At 34.2% G+C, this 21007-nt stretch carries 22 protein-coding genes; 12 read left to right on the forward strand and 10 right to left on the reverse strand.

The features are described from left to right. From AA81_RS08045 to trhA, 9 genes are all read left to right on the forward strand, one after another. Positions 1 to 443, forward strand: a 443-nt coding sequence (locus AA81_RS08045; protein ID WP_211292682.1) for a cobalamin-dependent protein, incomplete at its 5' end; no start/stop codon positions are given. A gap of 89 nt (positions 444 to 532) precedes the next feature. Continuing rightward, positions 533 to 1645, forward strand: a complete 1113-nt coding sequence (gene dnaN / locus AA81_RS08050; protein WP_103898743.1) for a DNA polymerase III subunit beta — start codon at positions 533 to 535, stop codon at positions 1643 to 1645. A gap of 3 nt (positions 1646 to 1648) precedes the next feature. Beyond that, positions 1649 to 2137: a 2-C-methyl-D-erythritol 2,4-cyclodiphosphate synthase gene (ispF, locus tag AA81_RS08055; protein WP_103898744.1), complete on the forward strand. Its 489-nt coding sequence runs from the start codon at positions 1649 to 1651 to the stop codon at positions 2135 to 2137. Next, complete coding sequence (gene nfi, locus AA81_RS08060) at positions 2127 to 2792, forward strand: endonuclease V (protein WP_103898745.1); 666 nt, start codon at positions 2127 to 2129, stop codon at positions 2790 to 2792. The genes ispF and nfi overlap by 11 nt, the downstream gene beginning before the upstream one ends. 5 nt (positions 2793 to 2797) lie before the next feature. Then, positions 2798 to 3937, forward strand: a complete 1140-nt coding sequence (locus AA81_RS08065) for an MFS transporter (protein WP_103898746.1) — start codon at positions 2798 to 2800, stop codon at positions 3935 to 3937. A 29-nt stretch (positions 3938 to 3966) separates the two neighbouring features. Beyond that, entirely contained in the window at positions 3967 to 5466 is a 1500-nt protein-coding gene (locus AA81_RS08070; protein ID WP_103079072.1) for a YifB family Mg chelatase-like AAA ATPase, read from the forward strand. Continuing rightward, positions 5463 to 6311, forward strand: a complete 849-nt coding sequence (locus AA81_RS08075) for a thermonuclease family protein (RefSeq protein WP_103079073.1) — start codon at positions 5463 to 5465, stop codon at positions 6309 to 6311. The genes AA81_RS08070 and AA81_RS08075 overlap by 4 nt, the downstream gene beginning before the upstream one ends. A gap of 52 nt (positions 6312 to 6363) precedes the next feature. Next, positions 6364 to 6933 (forward strand): GNAT family N-acetyltransferase, encoded by a 570-nt coding sequence (locus AA81_RS08080; RefSeq protein ID WP_103077707.1) that lies wholly within the window; start codon positions 6364 to 6366, stop codon positions 6931 to 6933. After that, positions 6930 to 7577 (forward strand): PAQR family membrane homeostasis protein TrhA, encoded by a 648-nt coding sequence (trhA, locus tag AA81_RS08085; RefSeq protein ID WP_103079074.1) that lies wholly within the window; start codon positions 6930 to 6932, stop codon positions 7575 to 7577. Before AA81_RS08080 ends, trhA begins: the two co-directional genes overlap by 4 nt. Positions 7578 to 7580: 3 nt before the next feature. Here trhA and AA81_RS08090 read toward each other — a convergent pair whose 3' ends face one another. The 4 genes from AA81_RS08090 to AA81_RS08105 all read right to left on the reverse strand — a co-directional run bounded on the left by AA81_RS08090 (position 7581) and on the right by AA81_RS08105 (position 13330). After that, positions 7581 to 8465 (reverse strand): bifunctional enoyl-CoA hydratase/phosphate acetyltransferase, encoded by an 885-nt coding sequence (locus AA81_RS08090; RefSeq protein WP_012208998.1) that lies wholly within the window; start codon positions 8463 to 8465, stop codon positions 7581 to 7583. Positions 8466 to 8491: 26 nt separating this feature from the next. After that, positions 8492 to 9859 (reverse strand): MATE family efflux transporter, encoded by a 1368-nt coding sequence (locus AA81_RS08095; RefSeq protein ID WP_103079075.1) that lies wholly within the window; start codon positions 9857 to 9859, stop codon positions 8492 to 8494. Between the two features lie 180 nt (positions 9860 to 10039). After that, positions 10040 to 12202, reverse strand: coding sequence for a Tex family protein (locus tag AA81_RS08100; protein WP_103898747.1), 2163 nt, complete (start codon positions 12200 to 12202; stop codon positions 10040 to 10042). A 57-nt stretch (positions 12203 to 12259) separates the two neighbouring features. Next, positions 12260 to 13330 carry an aldose epimerase family protein gene (locus AA81_RS08105; RefSeq protein ID WP_012209001.1) on the reverse strand — a complete coding sequence of 357 codons (1071 nt, stop codon included), beginning with the start codon at positions 13328 to 13330 and terminating at the stop codon, positions 12260 to 12262. A 234-nt stretch (positions 13331 to 13564) separates the two neighbouring features. Between AA81_RS08105 and AA81_RS08110 the strand changes: the two genes are divergently transcribed. Together AA81_RS08110 and AA81_RS08115 are read left to right on the forward strand one after the other, a co-directional pair. Continuing rightward, a complete protein-coding gene (locus AA81_RS08110) occupies positions 13565 to 13963 on the forward strand; it encodes a transposase (protein WP_169926332.1) in 399 nt (132 codons plus the stop codon). After that, a complete protein-coding gene (locus AA81_RS08115; protein ID WP_081429255.1) occupies positions 13960 to 14394 on the forward strand; it encodes an IS3 family transposase in 435 nt (144 codons plus the stop codon). The genes AA81_RS08110 and AA81_RS08115 overlap by 4 nt, the downstream gene beginning before the upstream one ends. Before the next feature lie 5 nt (positions 14395 to 14399). Here AA81_RS08115 and AA81_RS08120 read toward each other — a convergent pair whose 3' ends face one another. The 6 genes from AA81_RS08120 to AA81_RS08145 all read right to left on the reverse strand — a co-directional run bounded on the left by AA81_RS08120 (position 14400) and on the right by AA81_RS08145 (position 17882). Next, a complete protein-coding gene (locus AA81_RS08120; RefSeq protein ID WP_012209004.1) occupies positions 14400 to 15206 on the reverse strand; it encodes an ABC transporter permease subunit in 807 nt (268 codons plus the stop codon). Further along, on the reverse strand, positions 15203 to 16066 hold the full coding sequence (locus AA81_RS08125; RefSeq protein WP_231282496.1) for an ABC transporter ATP-binding protein: 864 nt from the start codon (positions 16064 to 16066) through the stop codon (positions 15203 to 15205). The genes AA81_RS08120 and AA81_RS08125 overlap by 4 nt, the downstream gene beginning before the upstream one ends. A 336-nt stretch (positions 16067 to 16402) precedes the next feature. Then, entirely contained in the window at positions 16403 to 16645 is a 243-nt protein-coding gene (locus tag AA81_RS08130; protein WP_231282458.1) for an RpnC/YadD family protein, read from the reverse strand. Between the two features lie 531 nt (positions 16646 to 17176). Next, a complete protein-coding gene (locus AA81_RS08135) occupies positions 17177 to 17386 on the reverse strand; it encodes a DUF2922 domain-containing protein (protein WP_012209006.1) in 210 nt (69 codons plus the stop codon). Positions 17387 to 17403: 17 nt separating this feature from the next. Continuing rightward, complete coding sequence (locus AA81_RS08140; RefSeq protein ID WP_103078725.1) at positions 17404 to 17604, reverse strand: hypothetical protein; 201 nt, start codon at positions 17602 to 17604, stop codon at positions 17404 to 17406. 71 nt (positions 17605 to 17675) lie between these two features. Further along, on the reverse strand, positions 17676 to 17882 hold the full coding sequence (locus AA81_RS08145; RefSeq protein WP_012209008.1) for a hypothetical protein: 207 nt from the start codon (positions 17880 to 17882) through the stop codon (positions 17676 to 17678). Between the two features lie 1133 nt (positions 17883 to 19015). On the opposite strand from AA81_RS08145, the gene AA81_RS14230 reads away from it, so the two are divergent. Then, a partial coding sequence (locus AA81_RS14230; RefSeq protein WP_169999694.1) for a YcdB/YcdC domain-containing protein occupies positions 19016 to 21007 on the forward strand: 1992 nt, incomplete at its 3' end.

Below are 21007 nucleotides of genomic sequence, written 5' to 3' on the forward strand. Positions count from 1 at the left end.
TTTTTGAATTTTTTGGTAAACACAAGGTCAAAGTAGTGGCTGGAACGATAGGTAACGATGAACACAACATAGGTATCAGAGAAATACTAGATATAAAACATGGAGGTATAGAAAAATATGGAATAAGCTACGTTTATCTCGGAACTTCTGTGCCGCCAGAAAAAATCATAGATAGTGCGATAGAAGTGGGAGCCCAAGCGGTTTTAGCTTCTATGATTATTACTCATAATGAAGTTCATGTAGAAAATATGAAAAAACTACATGAAATTGCTATAGAAAAAGGAGTTAGAGATAAACTATTACTCATCGTTGGAGGAACTCAGATAACCAATGATTTAGCGACAAATAACTACATGGACGCTGGCTTTGGAAGAGGTACCAAAGGGAATCACGTTGCCACATTTTTGGCTAGGAAATTAAAAGAAAGAGAGCAAAACGAATAATTTTTAATTATTTATTCTTGCTTTAAATCTTTTTTTAGTGTAAAATTGAGATAGTGAAACCCTAATTCTTCCAAAGGGAGGAAATTTTGATGTCGTTTGAAATTGATACAAGGGTTTTAAAAAATGCCGTTCAATTAACCAGTAATGCTGTTTCAAGGAAAACTGCTAACCCTATTTTGAAAGGAATAAAATTGGCTGTAGAAGACGATGAGTTACATATTTATGCTACAGATTTGCAGACCGGTTTTCACAAATGGCTGAAGGTTAAAGATAGCGATGAAAATTTTTCTACAGTGGTTGAACAGACGATTTTTTTGGAAATACTATCGAATCTCACTTCTGACACAATTACTATAACTTTGGATGGAGTCTTGAAGATTTCAGGTGGCAATTCTGTATTTCGATTACCTACCATGGACCCTGATGAATTTCCTTCTCTTGCTTTCGAGGTTACAGGGAATTCAATTTTGTTAGATAGAACAATTATTACTAATATGATCGATAAGGTTGTTTTTTGTGCTTTAAAAGATTCTTCTTCCCTTTCGCGCAATTTAAATGCCGTTTACTGGGATTTTAGACAAGGTGGCTTTTTGAACTTAGTCGCAACCGATTCATATAGATTAGCCCTTTCTGAAAGTAAGTTGGAAGATGATAATATTCTTTCACCATTCCTTTTATCCCTAAAAAGTATGGATGAATTAAAAACGATACTTTCAGCAGCAAAGACAGAGAAGATAAGAGTGGTCCAAAGTGGTTCTCAAATTCTCTTTGATTTTGAAGAAGATAATAACCAGCTGATTTATAACGTTATAGATGCTGAATTTCCTAATTATTTGAGTATAATTCCCGAGAGTTTTATCACAAAGATCAAGGCTAAGACCTCAGAATTTTTGGCTATTATGAAAAGGATGTCTATAACAGCCGGAAGTGAGGAATATACTTTATTAAATATTGAAGATGGAAGAATACAGTTTTATGCGAGTTCTCCGGATGTTGGTGAAGCAAAAGAAGAGATTGATGTCGAACAAGAGGGTAAAAATATTGAGATTGCTTATTCCCCAAGATATTTCAGGGAAGCGTTAGAAAGAATAGAGACAGTGGAATTTGAATTTGATATATCCGATGAGGAAAAACCTACCATTTTAAAACCTTTGGAAGACAACAGTTACATGTTCATAATAATGCCAAAAAGGAAAAGTTGAAACATGTTAAAAATTGGGTTTGGTTACGATGTTCATCCTTTTGCTGAAAATAGAAGATTAATATTGGGTGGAGTTGTAATAAATCATCCAAAAGGTTATGGATTAGCCGGTCATTCTGATGGAGACGTTTTTTTTCATGCATTAATTGATAGTTTATTAGGGATGTGCGGTTTGGGGTCGATAGGGGAGTACTTTCCTGAAAGTAAAGAATTTGAAAATATTAGTAGCTCAATCCTTTTAGAAAAGACTATGGATTTGATAAGCAAAAGATATGTTGTTAAGATAAATAATATAGATGCGGTAATCATATCTAAGAGCGTGAAGATCAGTTCTATATCTGAGCAAATAAAAAATAATACCTCACGCATCTTAAATTTAGAAGTAAGTCGTATAAACTTAAAAGGTAAGAGCGGTAATGGTTTGGGGATAGGCGGAAAAGACGAAGGTATAGAAGTTTATTGTACCATCTTGGGTGAGGTAGATGAAATATAAACTCGTTCATAGTTTCGATATGTCTCCCAAAGATATGATCAAAATACAGAAAAAGTTAGCTGAAGAGGTTAAATTAAGCCATTTCTCTGACGTACCAAACTTAGTAAGCGGTGTTGATCTTTCCTTTCCAAAAGACAAAGGATTAGCTGTAATTGTAACTATGGATTTTAAAAAATTATCGGTGATCGATGTAACATACGCCGTGGATAAGGTTACCTTACCTTATATTCCTGGCCTTCTTGCTTTTAGAGAGCTTCCTATCTTTTTAAAGGCTTGGGAAAAACTTCAAATTGAACCTGATATTGTTTTTTTTGATGGTCAAGGCTATGCCCATCCTAGAAGGATGGGCATAGCTACACATGCATCTTTTTTTATTGAAAAGCCAACTATAGGAATCGCTAAATCTAGGTTAATTGGTGAATACGAAGAACCCGGAAAGAAAAAGGGTGAATTCACATTTCTGTACCATAACGATGAGAAAATAGGAATAGTGTTGAGAACAAGAGATAATGTGAAACCTGTATTTGTATCTCCTGGCAACTTGGTTGATTTCAATAATGCCTTAGATTTCACTTATCATTTTGCCACAAAGTATAAAATTCCTGAGATAACTCGAAAGGCACACTTATACACTCAAAGTTTAAAGCAGAGGTGACGTTGTTGACCGAAAAAAACACGCAAAATTTTATATACATCTCAATGATTGTATTTTCTATGGTCATGAACACCCTTGCTCCTCTTATGACTTCCATTCAAGAAAGATTCTCTGTTTCAATAACTGTTTCTTCTTCATTACCTTTTATAAGCACCTTTGGTACTATGATATCCAACTTTATAGGTAGCTTTTTTATCGCCCAGATAGGTTATAAAATTTTTTTGACCGGTGCTTTTATCGTTGAAATTTTGGGTTTGGTTTTATTTGTAACCGCATTTAATTTTCCTATGGTTGTATTATCAGCTTTTTTATTGGGGGTAGCGACTGGGGCAACTTTTATGACTTTAACTTCCGCTTTTTCACACCTTGATAGGAAAACCCAAAATTTTGGATTTTTAAACGCGAGTTTTGGAATTGGAGGTATAATAGCACCCCTTTTGGTTAGCTTATTTTTAGTTATGAAATTAGATTTTAGATTTGTGTATTTTATACACTTAATCTTAATTTCGTTACTTTTCATTTTTGTTTTAATTTATAAGCCCATTCAAAACATAAAGTATGAAGCGATTAAATTTAAAGAAGCCACAGGTATAATAAGGAAAAAATTTGTTTATTTATCATTGTTGATATTCTTATTCTATTCCGGAACTGAAATAGGTATAATAACATGGAGCGGGAACCTTTTCTACGATGTTTTTAATTATTCGAAAGAATTTTCATCTGTAATTATAAGTTTATTTTGGGTAGTTTTTACCTTGGGTAGAGCTATTACGGAATTTTTAAACAGAAAATTAACGGAATTGGGAACCATTTTTTACTTCTCTATTTCTCTTATAGTAAGTCTTGCATTGTTGCTAATATTTCAGCACTTTATTTTCTTTCTTTTCGTTGGTTTTAGTTTATCTGCCATTTTTCCAAGCATTCAAAAATACACCAATCAAAATCTCCCAAAGAGAATCTTAGGGATGTACAACGGGTTGGCTTTTGGTTCTACTGGGATTGGGGCTATGATAATTGCAACTTCCATGGGAGTAATTGGTGATATTAATTTTAATATCTCATATACCATTCCCTTTTTAACTTTTACTATCATCATTTTTATCACACAAAAATTGGGTAAGGAAAAGTTAGAAAGTGATAAGTGAAATTAAGTAATGTACAAAAAGGGGGAAAAATGAAATATTCTAAGATAAAAACTGGTTGCATAGACGGGTTTAAAGTAGAAAATATCTTAGTAGAAATCGACGTAAACTCCCGTTCTACCCAACAGACATTCAAAATAGTAGGCATGCCCTCCACATCAGTTTTAGAAAGTGAGAAACGAGTTACAAGTGCCATTAGAAATACTGGGTTTACAATTCCTAACGGATCGATAGTTGCGAATCTTTCACCCACCTCTATGAGAAAAGACGGCTCACATTTTGATTTACCAATTGCCGTTTCCTTGTTGGAGGCGTCAGGTCAGATAAAAGAATTAAGTGAAGATTACTATATATTTGGTGAACTTGGTTTGAATGGAGAAGTTAGACCAGTTTCTGGGATATCTCTTTTCTTGATGTATATAAAAGAAAGAAATCAACAGGCAAAATTCATAATTCCACGGGGAAATCAGGGGGAAAGTAAATTTGTAGAAAAGAACGAGGTTATCGTTATAGATAGCTTGAAAGATATCGAAAATATATCGTTAGGTATTTTGGATGATTACTCTCCAAAGTATGAGGATATTGTACAACCGTCTTACAACTTAGATTTTCGTGAGATCAAAGGTCAAATATTTGCCAAAAGGGGAATAGAGATAGCAGCCAGTGGATTTCACAATGTCTTAATGAGGGGATCTCCCGGTTCAGGAAAAACAATGATAGCTAAAAGGGTTCCAACGATATTACCAGATATGACGAGGGAAGAAATCATCGAATCTACGATGATTTATTCAGTTGCTGGATATATGAACACGATAATTGATAAAAGGCCCTTCAGATCACCTCACCACACAGCCTCGACAGCCTCAATAATAGGGGGAGGAGCCGTTCCGAAACCTGGTGAAATAAGCTTGGCTCACAATGGTGTGTTATTCATGGATGAGTTCCCCGAGTACCGTACGGATGTAATAGAATCTCTAAGACAGCCTTTAGAAGACGGAGAAGTGACGGTAACAAGAGCAAAATCCGTTGCTAATTTTCCTGCAAGGTTCATGCTTATAGCATCTCAAAATCCTTGTCCATGTGGATATTATGGAGATAAGGAGATAGAATGTACGTGTAGTTTGAACCAGATCTTAAATTACAACAGAAAAATATCAGGACCCATATTGGATAGAATAGATATTAGAATAGATACACCAAGGGTAAAAATAGATGAGCTCATGTCCAAGGAAGACGGAGAAAGCTCCGAAAAGATAAAAGAAAGAGTTTCAAAGGCTTCCCAAATACAGATAAAAAGGCAAAACAAATTGAATGGGAAACTTAGCAATAAAGAAGTGAAGAAATTTGCTGCTCTTACTGAAAAAGCGGAAGACTTTTTAAAACAAGCAGCTATCAATTTAAAATTAACAGCAAGATCGGTAAACAGGGTAGTGAGAATTTCACGAACTATAGCCGACACTTTTGATTCAAAAAATGTGGAAGTAAGTCATGTCTCGGAAGCCCTGAATTACAGAGGGAGAAAAATCATATGAGAAAAATATCTTCTTTTTTTCTATTACTTTTGGTGATTTTAAGTGCAGTTTATGCTAATTCACAAGAATTAATAACAATTCCAGATATAGAAAACCTAGAAAAAGTAAAAGTTTCTTCTATATTGGATGGAGACACAATTAACACTTACCAATACGCTGAAAGTATCAGGTTGATAGGGATAGACGCACCAGAGATCAAAGCTGGTAGTAAGCCTATTAGCGAGTATGGCTATAAGTCGTATCAATTTGTGAAAGATAGACTAATAAATGTTGCAAACAGAAACGTATATTTAGAGTTTGATGAGGATAAGTTTGACAATTATGGCAGAGTTTTGGCGTATGTTTATTATGAGGATGAAGAAGGTAACTTAATATTATTAAACGAGGAATTATTAAAAAATGGATTAGCCCGACCGTTGTTTTACGAAGATACTTCAAAAAAGCAAGAAATATTTGTTAAAGCTTATATCCAAGCATATGAAGATAGAAAAGGGATCTTTGAAAAATACGATGATGAAAGCATAGTAGTGGAATCTGATGCCTTAACCCAAAAGGATTTAGGTAGAATGAGGTGGGTGAAGGTCAAAGTAAAGGATGTTATAAAAGAAGGCGAAAATTATTACAAAATTATCTCTGAAGGCGAAGATTTTTACTATGGAATAAGAAAACAGGAATTTGATGCCTTTTTTGATGGTTACGATATCTATGATTTAGTTGGGGAAGAAGTTATGTTCTGGGGAGAAATATGGTTTGATCAGCGAACTGGGCAATACGAAATACTGGGAAGGGCTCCTTTTGAGATAAAAAGATTTGTGAATGGAGTGCAGGGAGAAGAGGGAGTTTAGTTTAAAGCTTATTTTAAAGATTATATAACAGAATAAGAGGGGGATAGACAATATGGGTAAATATTTTAAAAAAGTAGTAGGAGAAAAATGCTTTTTGTCACCAGTTAATCCTGACGATTTTGAAAAATACACGGAATGGTTAAATGACCCAGAAATATCAGAAAACATGATGGTAGAAGATAATATTATTTCTTTGCTTAAAGAAAAAGATATCTTAGAAAAAATGGCTAAAGGCAACGATGTTTTATTTGCCATAGTGGATTTAGAAACAGAAGAGCTGATAGGTAATTGTGGGTTGCATGACATTAATAGAATTAATCAATCGGCTGTCCTTGGGATTTTTATTGGGAATAGAGAATATCTGTCTAAAGGATATGGTACCCAAGCCATTAAGTTGCTTTTGAATTATGGATTCAACGTTTTAAATTTAAATAATATCATGTTGGAAGTTTTTGAATATAACAAAAGGGCCATAAGATCTTACCAAAAAGCAGGATTTAAAGAAATAGGTAGGCGAAGGCAAGCAAAGTTTTTTAAAAACAATAGATACGATATAATATTTATGGACATTTTGAGAGAAGAATTTCTTGAAATAAAAGATGCGAAAGGAGTATTAGGGTGAAAGATTTAGACAATATCGAAAAATTTACCACTGGTGAAGAAATAGCTAATGCCGTTATACACGGTATAGGAGCATTGTTGAGTATAGCTGCTCTGGTGTTATTGGTAGTTTTTTCAGCGATTAACGGACAACCTTGGAGTATTTTCAGTTCGGTTATATATGGTTCGTCCTTGATTATTCTTTATACATCTTCAACACTATATCACAGCTTTCAACGTAAAAAAATGAAAGATCTCTTTGAAATCTTCGATCATTCTGCAATTTATATTTTAATAGCCGGTACTTACACACCTTTTGCACTAATTACGTTGAGCGGAAGGCTAGGTTGGATTATATTTTCTGTGGTATGGGTTTTGGCAGCTATAGGCATTATTTTTAAAATATTTTTCGTTAAAAGATTTAGGATCCTTTCAACAATTTTATACATAGCCATGGGATGGTTAGTTGTATTTGCTATGGAACCTTTAGTTACAAACTTGGATTTCTGGGGGGTCTTTTGGTTGGTCATAGGAGGCATTCTTTACACAGTTGGGACCATATTTTACGTGTGGAGAAAAATCCCATACCACCATGCTTTATGGCATTTGATAGTACTTGCAGGAAGCATATGTCACTTTTTCTCAGTGTTTTTTTATGTTATATGAGTCTCAGGAGTTTAAAACTCCAAGTGCCAGAGCTGCCAATTTCGATTGATCGTTGTCGGCTCTTGATACTAATACTATGGGAGCCTTTGCTCCCACTACAATCCCTGCCACGTTTCCTCCTGAAAAATATACAGCAGATTTTCCTAACAAGTTCCCCGAATGGATATCTGGAACAATTAAAATATCTGCTTTACCTGCAACCTCACTGTTTATATTTTTAATCTTGGCAGCTTGTTCGTTTATAGCGTTATCAAGGGCAAGAGGACCATCGACAATGCACCCTTTTATTTGGCCTCTTTTGTTCATTTGGGTCAATATCGCGGCATCTACTGTCTCGGGCATATCGGGATTAACTACTTCGACCGCCGCTAATAAAGCTACCTTGGGAGTTTTTATTTCAAGGTTTTTGGCTACTTCAAGGGCGTTGTATATAATTTGAACCTTTTGCATTAAATCTGGGTGGATTATCATTCCACCATCGCTTATCAAAAGTAATCTATCCAAATAAGGTGTTTCTACTACCGCAACATGAGAAAGCAAATTTCCTGTTTTTAATCCCCAATCGTTGTTTAAAACAGCTTTTAGCAACTCAGAAGTTTTTATCTTACCCTTCATGAGCAGATCAGCAGCCCCACTTGAAACGAGACGAACACCTTTTTCTGCTGCTTCCTGTGGAGTTTCTGCCTCTATAATGTCAAATTCCTTTCCAACAATTTCCAAATTTTTTTTAATTTCTTCTTTATTTCCAACCAAGACAGGGTTTGCAAACCCTTCTTCACTTGCTTTTGATAAAGCCTTCAAAGCTTCAATATCTTCAGCACAGACAAGAACGACGTTCTTTGTTGGTTTGGACTTTGCTCTATTCAACAATTCTTCAAAGTTTTTCATGAAAGAGTCCTCCTTTGTTGACTATACTAAGCATTTCTCTGAGAAGCTTCTTCAATTACAGGTTTTTTCCAGTTCCCAAAAATTAGAAAACCTAGGGCTAATACAAGGGCAGATAAATTACTTATTATCATAGCGATGAAAATGCCTATGTAACCGTGAGTCTCAGCTAAGAAAAAAACCAAAGGTACCCTTATTCCCCACAATCTTACCATATCTATAATGGTTGACTGAATCGTATGCCCTGTACCCCTTAAAGTACCAAGAAAAACAGAAACTAACGAGAAGAACGGAAGTGAGAAAGAAACATATCTAAAAAATTCCTCTCCAACTTTAATTACTTCGGGGTCATTTATGAAAAATTTCGTTATATTGTGACCAAATAAAAACATAACCATTGAAGCACTACCAACGATCAGTAAAGTTGCCAAAGAAGCTTTTCTAACTGTTTCCTCAGCCCTTTCAGGTTGGTTTGCACCTACATATTGACCTGTCATAGTAGCCGTTGCCAAAGATATTCCCATAGCGAACATAATTATTAAATTGTTCATTCTATTTCCGATTCCGTATCCGCTAATAACAATAGGCCCAAATTGTGCAATAACTCCCATAATTATAGCAAATCCTATAGCTGTAAAAGATTCGCCAATAGAAGAAGGTAAGCCAACCGATAACACTTTTTTTATAAGTTTTGGATCAGGGACAAAATCTTTGGCGTGTAATTTAAAACCCTCTCTACCTTTGAACAATACAAATAAAAATACAACAGATATTATAACTTGAGATAACATAGTTGCTAGCGCTGCACCAAATACGCCTAAATTGAATTGGAAAATGAAAAGAGGGTCAAGGGCCACATTCAACAAGATTGATATACCGTTGTATTTCAGGGCTATAAATGAATTTCCCCATCCCCTAAATATACCCGCTACCGTTTGCATTAAAAAAATGAAAGGTAAGCTAAATGCCATTATTTTTAGATACGTATTACTAAGTTCGAATATGTTTTTATCCAATTGTAAAAGAGATAATAATTGCTTGCTAAAGATCAAAACTATTGCCATAATGGATAAAGCCACGAAAGTCATTACCAAAATAGTTTGAGCTGCCGATTTTTCAGCTCTTCTTTGATCGCCGTATCCTGTATATTGGGCTATCAAAGAGGTTCCAGCGTAGGAAAATCCTGTGGCAAAAGATATAAAAACAAAGATCAGCGGCCAAACTACAGTAGGAACAGATAATTCCAAAGGACCTAACTTTCCCAAAAAATAAGCATCAGTTATATTATATATCGCTTGCATCATATTTGTCAAAATAATTGGCCAGGCTAAGGTAAATAAAGCTTTCCATATGGATGTTTTTAAAACATCAACTTTTCCTGTATCTTTGATTTTCATTCGTTATCACCTTTAATGTAAAAATTAATTCGCTATCCTTATTAATATTTTATCAAATTATTTGAGATTTGGGTTAAGAATAAAGGTATATATTTTAAGCTTAGTAGTTAGATACTATTAAAAAACAAAGAAATAAAAAAGCGTCCATAAAAAAGGACGCCCAAAATGAAGATAAAGTTTTTATCTTTGAATACTAACTAATCTTAGACCAATTCTTCTTCTTGTTTTATCAATGTTTATTATTTCCACTTCTACGATATCGTTTATTTGCACAATATCCGTAGGATGAGCTACAAATCTTTCAGCAAGGTTTGACTTATGAATCAAGCCGTTTTCTTTTATTCCCAAATCTACAAAGGCACCAAAATCAGTAATGTTAGTTATTTTACCTGATAATCTCATACTTTCTTTTAGATCTTCAAATTTTAGAATATCATCCATAAGTTGAGGTTGAGGCATTTCATCCCTTGGATCTCTGCCGGGCTTTTGAAGTTCTTTAAGTATATCGATCAATGTATATTCCCCTATTTCCAATTCTTCGGATATTGATTTTAGATTTTCTTTTTCGTTTAAAAGTTGAGAAACCTTTAATTTTAATGGGTCCAATTTTTCTTTGATTTTTAAATCATCCAAGGTGTAGCCATGTATATTTATTAATTTTTCCGCTGCTTCATAACTTTCTGGATGTATTCCCGTTATTTCTAGCGGGTTTTCCCCATCTATTATTCTCAAAAATCCTGCACTTTGTTCAAAAGCTTTTTCTCCAAAGCCTTTTACGTTTAAGAGATCGGCTCTTTTATTGAATGAACCGTTCTTTTGACGGTATTGGACAATTTTCTTTGCCAGGCTACTGGTTATTCCTGAAACGTATTCTAATAAAGAATATGAGGCTGTGTTTAAATTAACACCAACGAGGTTAACCACGCTTTCCACAGTTGCGTCGAGTTTTTCTTTCAACTTTTTTTGGTTGACATCGTGTTGATACTGTCCAACACCTATAGATTTTGGGTCAATTTTTACGAATTCTGCAAGAGGATCCTGTATTCTTCTTCCTAAACTTATAGCTCCTCGGACAGTTACATCGTATTCTGGGAACTCTTCTTTTGCCAACTTAGAAGCGGAATAAACAGAAGCTCCAGATTCATCGACGAATATGTACTTAAGATTCAACTTATTTTTCTTTATTAAGTCAACGACGAATTGTTGAGTTTCTCGTGAGGCGGTTCCGTTACCTATCGCTATTAGATTTACATTATACTTTTGAATTAAACCCATCATAATTTTCTCTGAGTTTTCTATATCGTTTTGTGGAGGAACGGGGAATATCGTATCGTTAGCGAGAAAATTTCCCATTTCATCCAATGCCACAACTTTACATCCCGTTCTGAAACCAGGATCAATTGCTAAGACCCTTTTGTTTTTTAAAGGGGGCGTTAGTAATAATTGCCTGAGATTTTTGGCAAAGAGAACTATCGCCCCTTCTTCTGCTTTTTCTGTTAGATTTTGTCTTATTTCTCTTTCTATTGATGGGTTTAACATATTTGTGAATCCATAGATCAAACCTTTGGATATAATTTTATCGCAGATCTCATTTCCTGTTTTGTATCTAGATTTTTCTTTTTCAAGCCACTCATCATCAATAATTAGTTTTACATTTAAAACTTTTTCTTTTTCTCCCCTGTTTAAAGCTAAAACTCTGTAATTTGGGATTTTTGAAATTTCTTGTGTGAATTCGTGATACATATCGTACTTAGTGGCTTCTTCGACAAACTCTTTCTTCTTTTCAGAGTGAATCTTACCAAATTTTTCGTAATGCTTTCTTAGACTTTCCCGATTTTCTTTGTCATGGGCAAAGGTTTGACCTATTATGTAGGAAATTCCTTCTGTCACTTTATCTATATTATCGTATTCTTCAGATACAAATTCTTCTAATTCATCTAAAGATTTGATATTACCTAATAACACTTTGTTTGCTGCAGGTTCAAGACCAGCTTCTATAGCTTTGTCAGCATTGGTTTTCTTTCTTTTTTTGTAAGGAAGATACAGATCTTGCAATTCAGTCATCTTTTTGGTGTTGATGATCTTTTCTTTTAGCTCATCTGTTAATTTGCCTTGATCTTCAATGCTTTTTAAGACAGTTTTTTTGTAGCCTTCTAAGTTTTGATAATATTTAAATAACTCTTCTATTCGCCTAATCTTTTCTTCGTCTAAATTACCTGTTCTTTCTTTTCGATACCTGCTGATAAAAGGTACGGTGTTTCCCTCATTTAGTAATTCTACAGTGTTTTCAGTTTGAAATAGTTTTATGTTTAAATCCTCTGTTATTGTTTTGATTATATCCAATACTTTTACCTCCATAAAACAATGTATTTTACTGGTTTTAGAAAATCTAAATTTTCTCTAATTCACGATAGAAAATTTGTAAATTGTTGTAGAAGAGTACACTTCTGAGGGCCTTAAAATTGTGGAAGGAAAGTTTTTCTGATTTGGAGAGTTTGGAAAATGCTGTGTTTCCAAAGCTATTCCAGAATATTTTCCGTAGTGTTTTCCTTCTTTTCCGTATGTGTCAACAAAATTACCTGTATATACTTGAATCCCAGGCTCGGTTGTGTATATCTTCATCACTCTTCCACTTGTGGGTTCAACCAACCTTACAGCTAAGGATATTTTGCTATTTTCTTTGTTTAATACGAAATTATGATCTATTCCTTCTAACGGAGAATCTTTCAGATCTTTGAGCACCTCACCGAGAATTTTTGGGACTGTAAAATCAAAGGGTGTGTTTTTGACACTTTTTATTTCTCCGGTGGGGATTAACGTTTCTTCTACAGGTGTATAATGATTAGCAAAAAGTTCCAACTGGTGATCAAAAATATTTCCTCTACCTTCACCTGCTAAATTAAAATAACTGTGATTTGTCAAATTTATAATAGTAGTTTTATCAGTAGTTGCGGTATAAGAAATCTTTAATTCATTATCGTTGGTTAATGTGTAAGTAACGCTTACACGTAAGTTTCCTGGATAACCTTCTTCACCATCGTGGCTTAAACGTTTGAACCGAACAGAAGGTCCTTCGACAGTTGTAAAAGCTGTCGCTTGAAATATCTGTTTTTGAAACCCCTTTAATCCCCCATGAAGATGGTTTGAATTATTATTTTGAGCCAAGGTGTAATTTTTACCTTCAAGTGAGAATTGCCCGTTTTTTATTCTGTTTGCATGTCGCCCTATTGTAGCACCGAAAAAGGGATTCTGTGGAGTGGGTTTTTCATAATCTGAAACAGTATCGAATCCTAAAATTATGTCTTCCATTTCTCCCTTTTTGTCAGGTAAGTACAAAGAAACCAAAGTAGCACCGTAGTTTGTTACTTGTACCGTGATTCCATTCTCGTTTCTTAATGTGAACAAAGTTACTGGAATGCCTTCTGTTGTATATCCCCATTGATTTTTTTCAATATGTTCTAAAATTGACACTCGATATCCCCCTTTTATTTTTTCTAATATCCAATAATATTATATCATATAGGGAGATACCTTGTCAGAAAACCATCCTCTCTTTCTTATTTGTGTTTTTGAAAAGAAAAAAAGTTTATTGAAGTTAGCGGTAATTTTTAATTAAAAAACGCTTACGATTGGTCCTTATGACATTTTCTTATTTGAGGGGCGTGGTAGTATAATAAATATATATTCTTAAAAGAGGTGATTTTTGTGAAGTCTTACCCTCCAGAGTTAAAAGCTAACGTTGTTAAAGAGCATGTCGAAAAAGGTGTTTCTTGTTCTCAACTTAGTAAAACTTACAACATCCCTACCAGAAATATCTATAAGTGGGTTAAGAAGTTTAGAGATTCTGGTGAGAATTATTCTTGCTTTTTCAATGGCCCTTTTAACAAAAATTCCATCGTTTCTCGTGGTTCTAAGGTTCCTCCTGTGGTTTACGAGAATTCCGGTGTCGATTTGGATGAGATTTCTCGACTTTGTATGGAATACCCCGATCTCGCTCAGACTCTTCAAGCTTTGAAGAATTTGGTGATCGAAAAGGATATGGAGATCAGAGTTCTTAGAGAACAAGTTGAGTTTGTAAAAAAAAATTTGAATCAGAGAAAATGATGGAAAATAGACACGCTGATTTTAAATCTACACCCATTTTAGATATCCTATATATCAATAGGTTACATCGAGAGTACGGCGTTTCTCTTTCTTATCTTTTTGAAGAGTTCAACGTAAACTCCAGCACTTATCATTACAAAACGAGGTTCTTCTTGGATACCAGTTCTTTGTCAAAGAAAAAGCATTCTAATTCTAAAACTCGAGGTTTTTGCTATACTGTGAATGGCGATAAGGTTCCTGATGAATTTGTAATCGCTGAACTGATAAAAATCAAGGAACATCTCAATATGTATGTCTCAAAGCAAAAAACTATAGGTTCTACTAAGCTGTGTGCGTATTTTAGGAAAAATTATGGAATAATTATCAATCATAAAAAGATGAGACGTTTGAAACACGAAATCGGTTTGGTTGGAAAATATACAAAACATTGAAAATTTCATACATTAATATCTTTATTTTTGAATAGGTAATAAGAAAAATAATATATTCCAAAAGATATTAGCAAAATTATTAAGGAATTTACCCAAAAGATTTTTTCCTCTAAAACGGTTTCCATCAAAGGAATATAGTTAAATATGCTGAAGTATTTTATCCAACTTGTTGCCTCTATAGTCTTTGCCATAGTATCTCCAAAATACATGAAAATTAGTATACTAAGTGAGATACCCAGGTTTGAAGAATTGTTTTGGGTGAGTATGCTTATTATCACAGAAATTGAAGAGAAAAATATTTGTACTGTAAGGGAATATATTCCAAAAGCCAACAATATTTCTGGATTATATTCATATTTCATAAAAATAGCGTACATAGAAACAACCGAAAGGGTAAAAATAATGTTTAAAAATAATATATTTATCATTATATTCGTGAATTTAGTTATGTATAAAGTTGATCTACTTATTGGTTTTACGCTCAAATATTCTATGGTTCCTTTTTCATATTCATCTGCAAAAACTTTTCCCACAAGCATCGCTGAAAAAACAGCTCCCAATAAATAAACAAAGCTCATACCTTCTGACCCGAATATGCCTTCTGGTTTAGTAAATATTTGTTCGCTAAAGTTGAAAGATTCGAGTAAAAATTTGGGCATATTATTAATTAGTTCTAATACATTATTAGACTGGGAAAGGATTTGATTACTCATAGGTATATACATACCGGTAAATAAAACAAACAACAATGACCATAATATTGTATTTTTATATGTGAATTTAAGCTCTTTTTTTAATAAATTGAAGTTCATTCTTCATCACTCCTGTAATAATCGATAAATATTTCTTCGAGAGACGGTCTTTTAATTTCAATGTCTTCATATGAACATTTAGATAAAATTTCAAAAAAACTATTTAAATCATCATTTTTTACTAGATAAGTTATAAAAGAATCCGTCTGTTCTTTTATTTCAAAATCATTGAATTTATTTCTTTCTTTGAGTTTGTAGATCGTAATTGTTTTTTTTGATACCTTAGATATCTCTTCAATATCACTTTCTTTTATTATTTTTCCTTTTTTTACTATCCCTACTTTATCACAAATTTTTTCAACTTCCGATAAAATATGTGATGAAAAAAGAATTGTAGCGCCTCTTTCTTTTTCTTTTTCTAAAATATTATATAATTTATGCTGCAAAAGAGGGTCTAAACCGTTGGTAGGTTCATCAAAAATTATGTACTCGGGTCTGTGTACAATGGCTTGTATTATTCCAACTTTTTTCTTGTTTCCCATTGAAAGTTCTTTGAACTTTTTGTTTGTTTCAAGTTCTAATAGATCTATTAGCTCGTTTTCATATTTCTTATCAATATTTTTATAAAATCTATCGTTAAAATCAAAAAAATCTTTTACTCTCATATTTTCATAAAAATTGACTTCTCCAGGGAGGTATCCTATTTTATTTTTTATATGCTTCAAGTCGTGTGGGATGTTTTTATCCCCAATTGTAATTCGCCCTTCATCAATTGAAATCATACCCATCATAGCTCTTATAGTCGTTGTTTTCCCAGCACCATTAGGTCCTATAAGGCCGTATATTTCACCTTTTTTTATTTTAAAGCTAATGTCCTCTACTCCGAGGTATTTTCCATAGTATTTTTTGATATTCTCCACTTTTATCAAACCGGGTACCCCCTCACTTTGAATTAAATTAATTGTATATAATTAATATAAACTTTAACAAAGTTATATTGTCAGAATATAAAAAATTATGTTTCTAGAATATAAAAATAGATAGGGGAACCATTCCTTTGAAGATTAATATTTTATATTGATCTTACTAATCGAAAAAGAAATTTAAAAATCGAAGATTCAAGAAAAAGGTAAAAAGAAAAGATTTAATCAAATTACTATACAAACTTTAATAAATAAAGGGAAATAAGGATATGTAGAGCCACTTTTGAAAAAACAAAGAAAGTAAAACGCCCATGGAGGGCGCTTTTTCAGAAATTATTTCAGTAATTCTTTTAGCTCTTCTATAGTTATTTCTAACAAGTTATCTCCTATGTAATCTATCGTCTTCTCATCTGCTTTTCTTATCTTGTCTTTTATTTCTTCAGTTAGTTGGTTACCAAATCTTTTGCTTAATATTCTAACTGCGAACTCTCTTTCGCCTTCAAGTTTTCCTTTTTCAATACCTTCTCTTTCACCTTCTAATTTTCCTTCGTTTCTCAACTTTTCAGCTATCGTCATAACTATCTCACCCCTTCCAGGCATTATTTCTTTTTGTACTTTTAATATCTCCTCTATCGTTACATCTTACCTTGTATAAATAAAAAGCTTTAATAGGTTAAATAAATGGTGATTTTGTTGGACTTGTGTTTTTTAATTACCCGGTTCCATACCCAAGTTTATCTTCCGATCATTTTTTAGTTCTCTTACGAAAATAATGGTACTTGGTTTATCCTTTATGATTCTCGCTTTATAAAATTGTCCACTTAATACCTTAAGAACATGGAATTTATAAAATATTATCTTTGCTATCTAGGCTGGCTTTGTTATATTCACTATCTGTTTCAAGAATTTAGGTATTCTTTCTTATCTGGTATCTTTGATGTTCTTACTAAATGATACCAAATTATTTAATCATTTGTTCATATTTTATTTTTCTTATTATCTATTTCCTTCCACCTTCCTCAGAGGAAATATGAGATACATATATACACTTTAAATTAATATATCAAAAAAAACTCATGCCCCGTCAAGAGGCATGAGTGTGTTTCTTTATTGAATGAGGTTGAATACTCCGTTTGTCGTTGTTTCAACGATTTCTGCTTCGTCTACTTGTGCGGTTGTTGGTACTAATACGCCTATCAAGCTTTGCATTACTGGTTCTATTTCTACTTGCGTTATTGTTTCTAATACTCCATCAACTGATAGGGTTTTGCTTTTTCCTTCTGCTGGGTCATAGAATTTCATTCTTAATCTTCTCATTCGCTATTTCCTCCTTTTTAGATTATTTCGTAGCTTTCGTTGAAGTAATAAACCGCGTTGGTGTTTTCACAGAGTGAGACTAATCCTTGTAAGGCGGTTTTTATGTCTGCTTCTACGTCTGTGAATAAGTCATAGCTTTTATACTTTTTTTCTTCTTTTCCGTCTACTATGCTTATCCATACTATCTTTGCCTTTCTTGATTCTAAGTTCATTGCCATGTGTTACCACCTCCTGTGTGTTTTTGTTTTCTTTGGTTTGCCTTGCTTTACTTCCCCGGGGAGAAATCATTTTATGCTTTTTCTGGTTTTGGAAATAGTAATGCTACTACTCCGTCGATGAGTATGGAGATTATTAGATCCATGATCGGAGAGTATTTGCCAATGGATTTTAAGAACTCTCTTACAGCGTTTAGGACGATTTCTTTTTTCTTTTTGCCGTTACCAGGTACTTCCACCATTTGTACAAGGTCAGGGATTAATCCTACTATTTCTTTCATTTTCTCACCTCCACTAATAGTATCCGTAAGAATACTTAAATTGTGGTAAATAATTGTTTACTGTTATATCTATTCCCGCCCGCCGCCCTTTATGGAAGGGACTCCGTCCCTTCTGATCCCTGAATAAAGGCCGGAGAGGCCTTAGTGGATTAAGGGGCTGCGCCCCTTGTGATCCCTAAGCATTAAGGGGGTCCCCCCTTAAAATCCCCAAATTCAAGGTCATAATCATTTAAAAACTAGTTTGCACAGTGCAGCAACCTAAAAAAGCTTTTTGCAGAAACCAGCAAAAGGCTGCGCCCTTTGTGATCTTGCTGAAGGCTTGGTAGCCTTAAAGACGTAAGCGTTTTTTAAAATATTTTTATTATCTATTCCCGCCCACCGCCCCTAGTGGAAGGGGCTGCGCCCCTTGTGATCCCTTATTTAAAGGCTTAGCCTTTAAGATTCCCGTTGTTTATAAAGCTTATTTGATTATCTATTCCCACCCTCCACCCTCAGAGGATAAATTTTTGGGACAAGGTGGGTTAAAAATTGGGACAGTTTTGGGTCAAATTTTGACCCAGTTGTGGGTCAATTTTTGAGACACCCTATAAGGTTTTATGTTATTAATATAAATATATAAAAATATATAATATATCTTTTCTCATTTTGTAGAGAGAAATAAAAATTTGCAGTCTAAGGTAAAAAAGTCTTTTGATAAGTTTTTTTGGAAGCTTTGTCTTTAAATTACTTTCGATTTATGAAGCTTATTTGATTATCTTTTCCCGCCCACCACCCCTTAAGGATTTCTTTTTTTATGAGGCCCATTGCCCCTAGAGGATTTATTTTTTTGATTTTTTTGCAGATACTACTAATGGAAGGAAAAAATTCTTTGAAATGCTGAGGTAATTTTGTGATTGTTTTTAATCTCCTTAAGGCAAGAAGTCGCTTATTTCTTTGGATGGAGTATGAATTCTTACTATCCGTTTGGGATCATAATTAATTGTCCTCGAAATAGGATAATGGCTAGATAGTAATTATTGTCTTGGAACTTGATTTACTTTTTGTTATTTGAATGTTGTATAATTTATCCACAAGAAGATTTATTTCTTTGAATCCTCTTCGGAGTGAAGGCAAATATGAGGAGATGGTAAACAATGAAAAATATTTTATCAGTTGTTCTTACAACTGTTATGTTCATAAGCATGTTGGCACTGGGCGTCTTTGCTGTCGAGCCGACGTATTCTTCCCAGCAGGCTAAAAACTTAGTATCAGAGATCTCAGGTATCGATGCAGCAAAGTTTAATGCCGACCTGAGTTATAGGTACGATGTACCATCTGAGGCTTGGAATATTCACTATTGGGATCAAGAAATAACTGTCAATGCTATGGTGGATGCCTCCACCGGTGAGTTGGTGAGCTATTGGTACTACAAAAACAATTATCCGGGCAGCGAAGATAGCAATGTGCCAAACTACACAAGGGATGAGCTCAAAGACAATGCTTTAAACTTCATAAAGAGATACGCACCCGACAAGTATGACCAGATAGACAAAGCCCCTGATTTTCAATATGGTTTTTATTATTATAAAGGCGGGCAGACAAATTATACCTATCATTTCAAGAGAAACATTGAACAGCTATGTGGTATCAACGACGGGATAGATGTCAACCAAGGGATAGATATAAGCATTGATGCCGCAACCGGAAAGGTATCAAATTATTACATTAACTGGACAGACATATCTAAGGTTGACATCGATGGGTTACTGAGCGAAGATGAAGCTTTAGAGAAAATGGATCAAATAATGGGTACCTTCCTTGTCCAGAAGGAGATATGGAGAGAGAACTTCCCTCTCGAAAATAAGCTCTTGTATGCTCCGGCCAAGAGCGCTGGCTTATATCCTTTGCCAATGGGGATTAATGCTAGAACGGGGGAGCCCGTAAACTACACCGGTCAGACTTTTGAGATGGGCGAAAGGGAAGAGTATAAAGTAACCAATGTAAATAAAATGTCTTCCCTGGGGAAGATGGATGAAAAGAAAGCAAAGGATTTTGTGGAGGAATATCTGAAGAGCATGGGTAATGACCCAGAAAAATTCAATCTAAATATCAGTATAAATGAAAACTATAACGACCAAAATATAAACGTATATAATATTTTTGCTAATCATGGGGATAAAGATAGCAACATCACTTTTAACTCAGTAATTGAGATGGAGACAGGGAAGATAATAAGCCTTAATTATGGCAAAGGGTTAAATCAGCCGACTTTCCCTGATACCGATAATGGCATAGGAATAGAAAAGGCAGTGGAAATTGCAAAGGATTATTTATCCAAGGTAAATCTTCCTTTTGAAAACATGTTAGTTATGTCTGGCAAAGATTACAACTACACAGTAAACTTCATCATGTATCAGGAGGGAGTCTTATACCCCGTTAATACGGTTAATGTCAATGTTGATAACGAGGGTAAAGTAATTCGATTTAATATTAATTACAGTGACATCGAGAAGATCGATACTACTGGAATTATTACCATTGAAGAAGCCGAGGTAAAGCTGTCTCAGTATCAAAAACTTCAGCTCTCCTTTGCTTTACCGAGAGATCAGTATACAGGAGATCCTGTGGGGGAACCGATTCCTGTTTATCAACTCTCCGATATCAACGGCTTTGGGATAGACGCCAAGACGGGTGAGTTTGTAGGATATGGTGAATCCACCTTGCCTATGCCAGGAGGAAAGGTCGACCCTTATACTGGAGTAATCGGAGATAAGAATGAGAAGATCTTAAAGATTTTCATTGATATAGGTATTATGCCTCAACCGGTACCAGAGGTTAGTGAAAATGTGACGGTAGGCCAGGCTGCATTAATACTTACTAAGGCATTTATTCCAAATTATTATTCAACGCCAGAGCCCAGAACAGAGGAAGGGGCTGTAGAAACTACGCCTGAAGGAATCGCCTTGAAAGCTTTAATGAAACAAGGTGTGATAAAAGAGGATGTAAAACCATCCGATGCCGTTACAAGAGCCCAGATTGCCCTATGGCTTTCGAGAGCTGCGGGTTATGGTAAACTTGTAGACTCGGATATATGCTTTATATTACCGGCAAAAGATATCAATGACCTTGTAAAATTTTCAAAGCTT

The organism is Petrotoga halophila DSM 16923 (genome assembly GCF_002924615.1).

Bases quoted from the DNA above. Each gene is read 5' to 3' on its own strand.
- dnaN (WP_103898743.1), top strand. From the start codon at position 533: ATGTCGTTTGAAATTGATACAAGGGTTTTAAAAAATGCCGTTCAATTA.
- ispF (WP_103898744.1), top strand. From the start codon at position 1,649: ATGTTAAAAATTGGGTTTGGTTACGATGTTCATCCTTTTGCTGAAAAT.
- nfi (WP_103898745.1), top strand. From the start codon at position 2,127: ATGAAATATAAACTCGTTCATAGTTTCGATATGTCTCCCAAAGATATG.
- AA81_RS08070 (WP_103079072.1), top strand. From the start codon at position 3,967: ATGAAATATTCTAAGATAAAAACTGGTTGCATAGACGGGTTTAAAGTA.
- AA81_RS08075 (WP_103079073.1), top strand. From the start codon at position 5,463: ATGAGAAAAATATCTTCTTTTTTTCTATTACTTTTGGTGATTTTAAGT.
- AA81_RS08080 (WP_103077707.1), top strand. From the start codon at position 6,364: ATGGGTAAATATTTTAAAAAAGTAGTAGGAGAAAAATGCTTTTTGTCA.
- AA81_RS08090 (WP_012208998.1), bottom strand. From the start codon at position 8,465: ATGAAAAACTTTGAAGAATTGTTGAATAGAGCAAAGTCCAAACCAACA.
- AA81_RS08095 (WP_103079075.1), bottom strand. From the start codon at position 9,859: ATGAAAATCAAAGATACAGGAAAAGTTGATGTTTTAAAAACATCCATA.
- AA81_RS08115 (WP_081429255.1), top strand. From the start codon at position 13,960: ATGATGGAAAATAGACACGCTGATTTTAAATCTACACCCATTTTAGAT.
- AA81_RS08120 (WP_012209004.1), bottom strand. From the start codon at position 15,206: ATGAACTTCAATTTATTAAAAAAAGAGCTTAAATTCACATATAAAAAT.
- AA81_RS08130 (WP_231282458.1), bottom strand. From the start codon at position 16,645: ATGACGATAGCTGAAAAGTTGAGAAACGAAGGAAAATTAGAAGGTGAA.
- AA81_RS08135 (WP_012209006.1), bottom strand. From the start codon at position 17,386: ATGAGAAGATTAAGAATGAAATTCTATGACCCAGCAGAAGGAAAAAGC.
- AA81_RS08140 (WP_103078725.1), bottom strand. From the start codon at position 17,604: ATGGCAATGAACTTAGAATCAAGAAAGGCAAAGATAGTATGGATAAGC.
- AA81_RS08145 (WP_012209008.1), bottom strand. From the start codon at position 17,882: ATGAAAGAAATAGTAGGATTAATCCCTGACCTTGTACAAATGGTGGAA.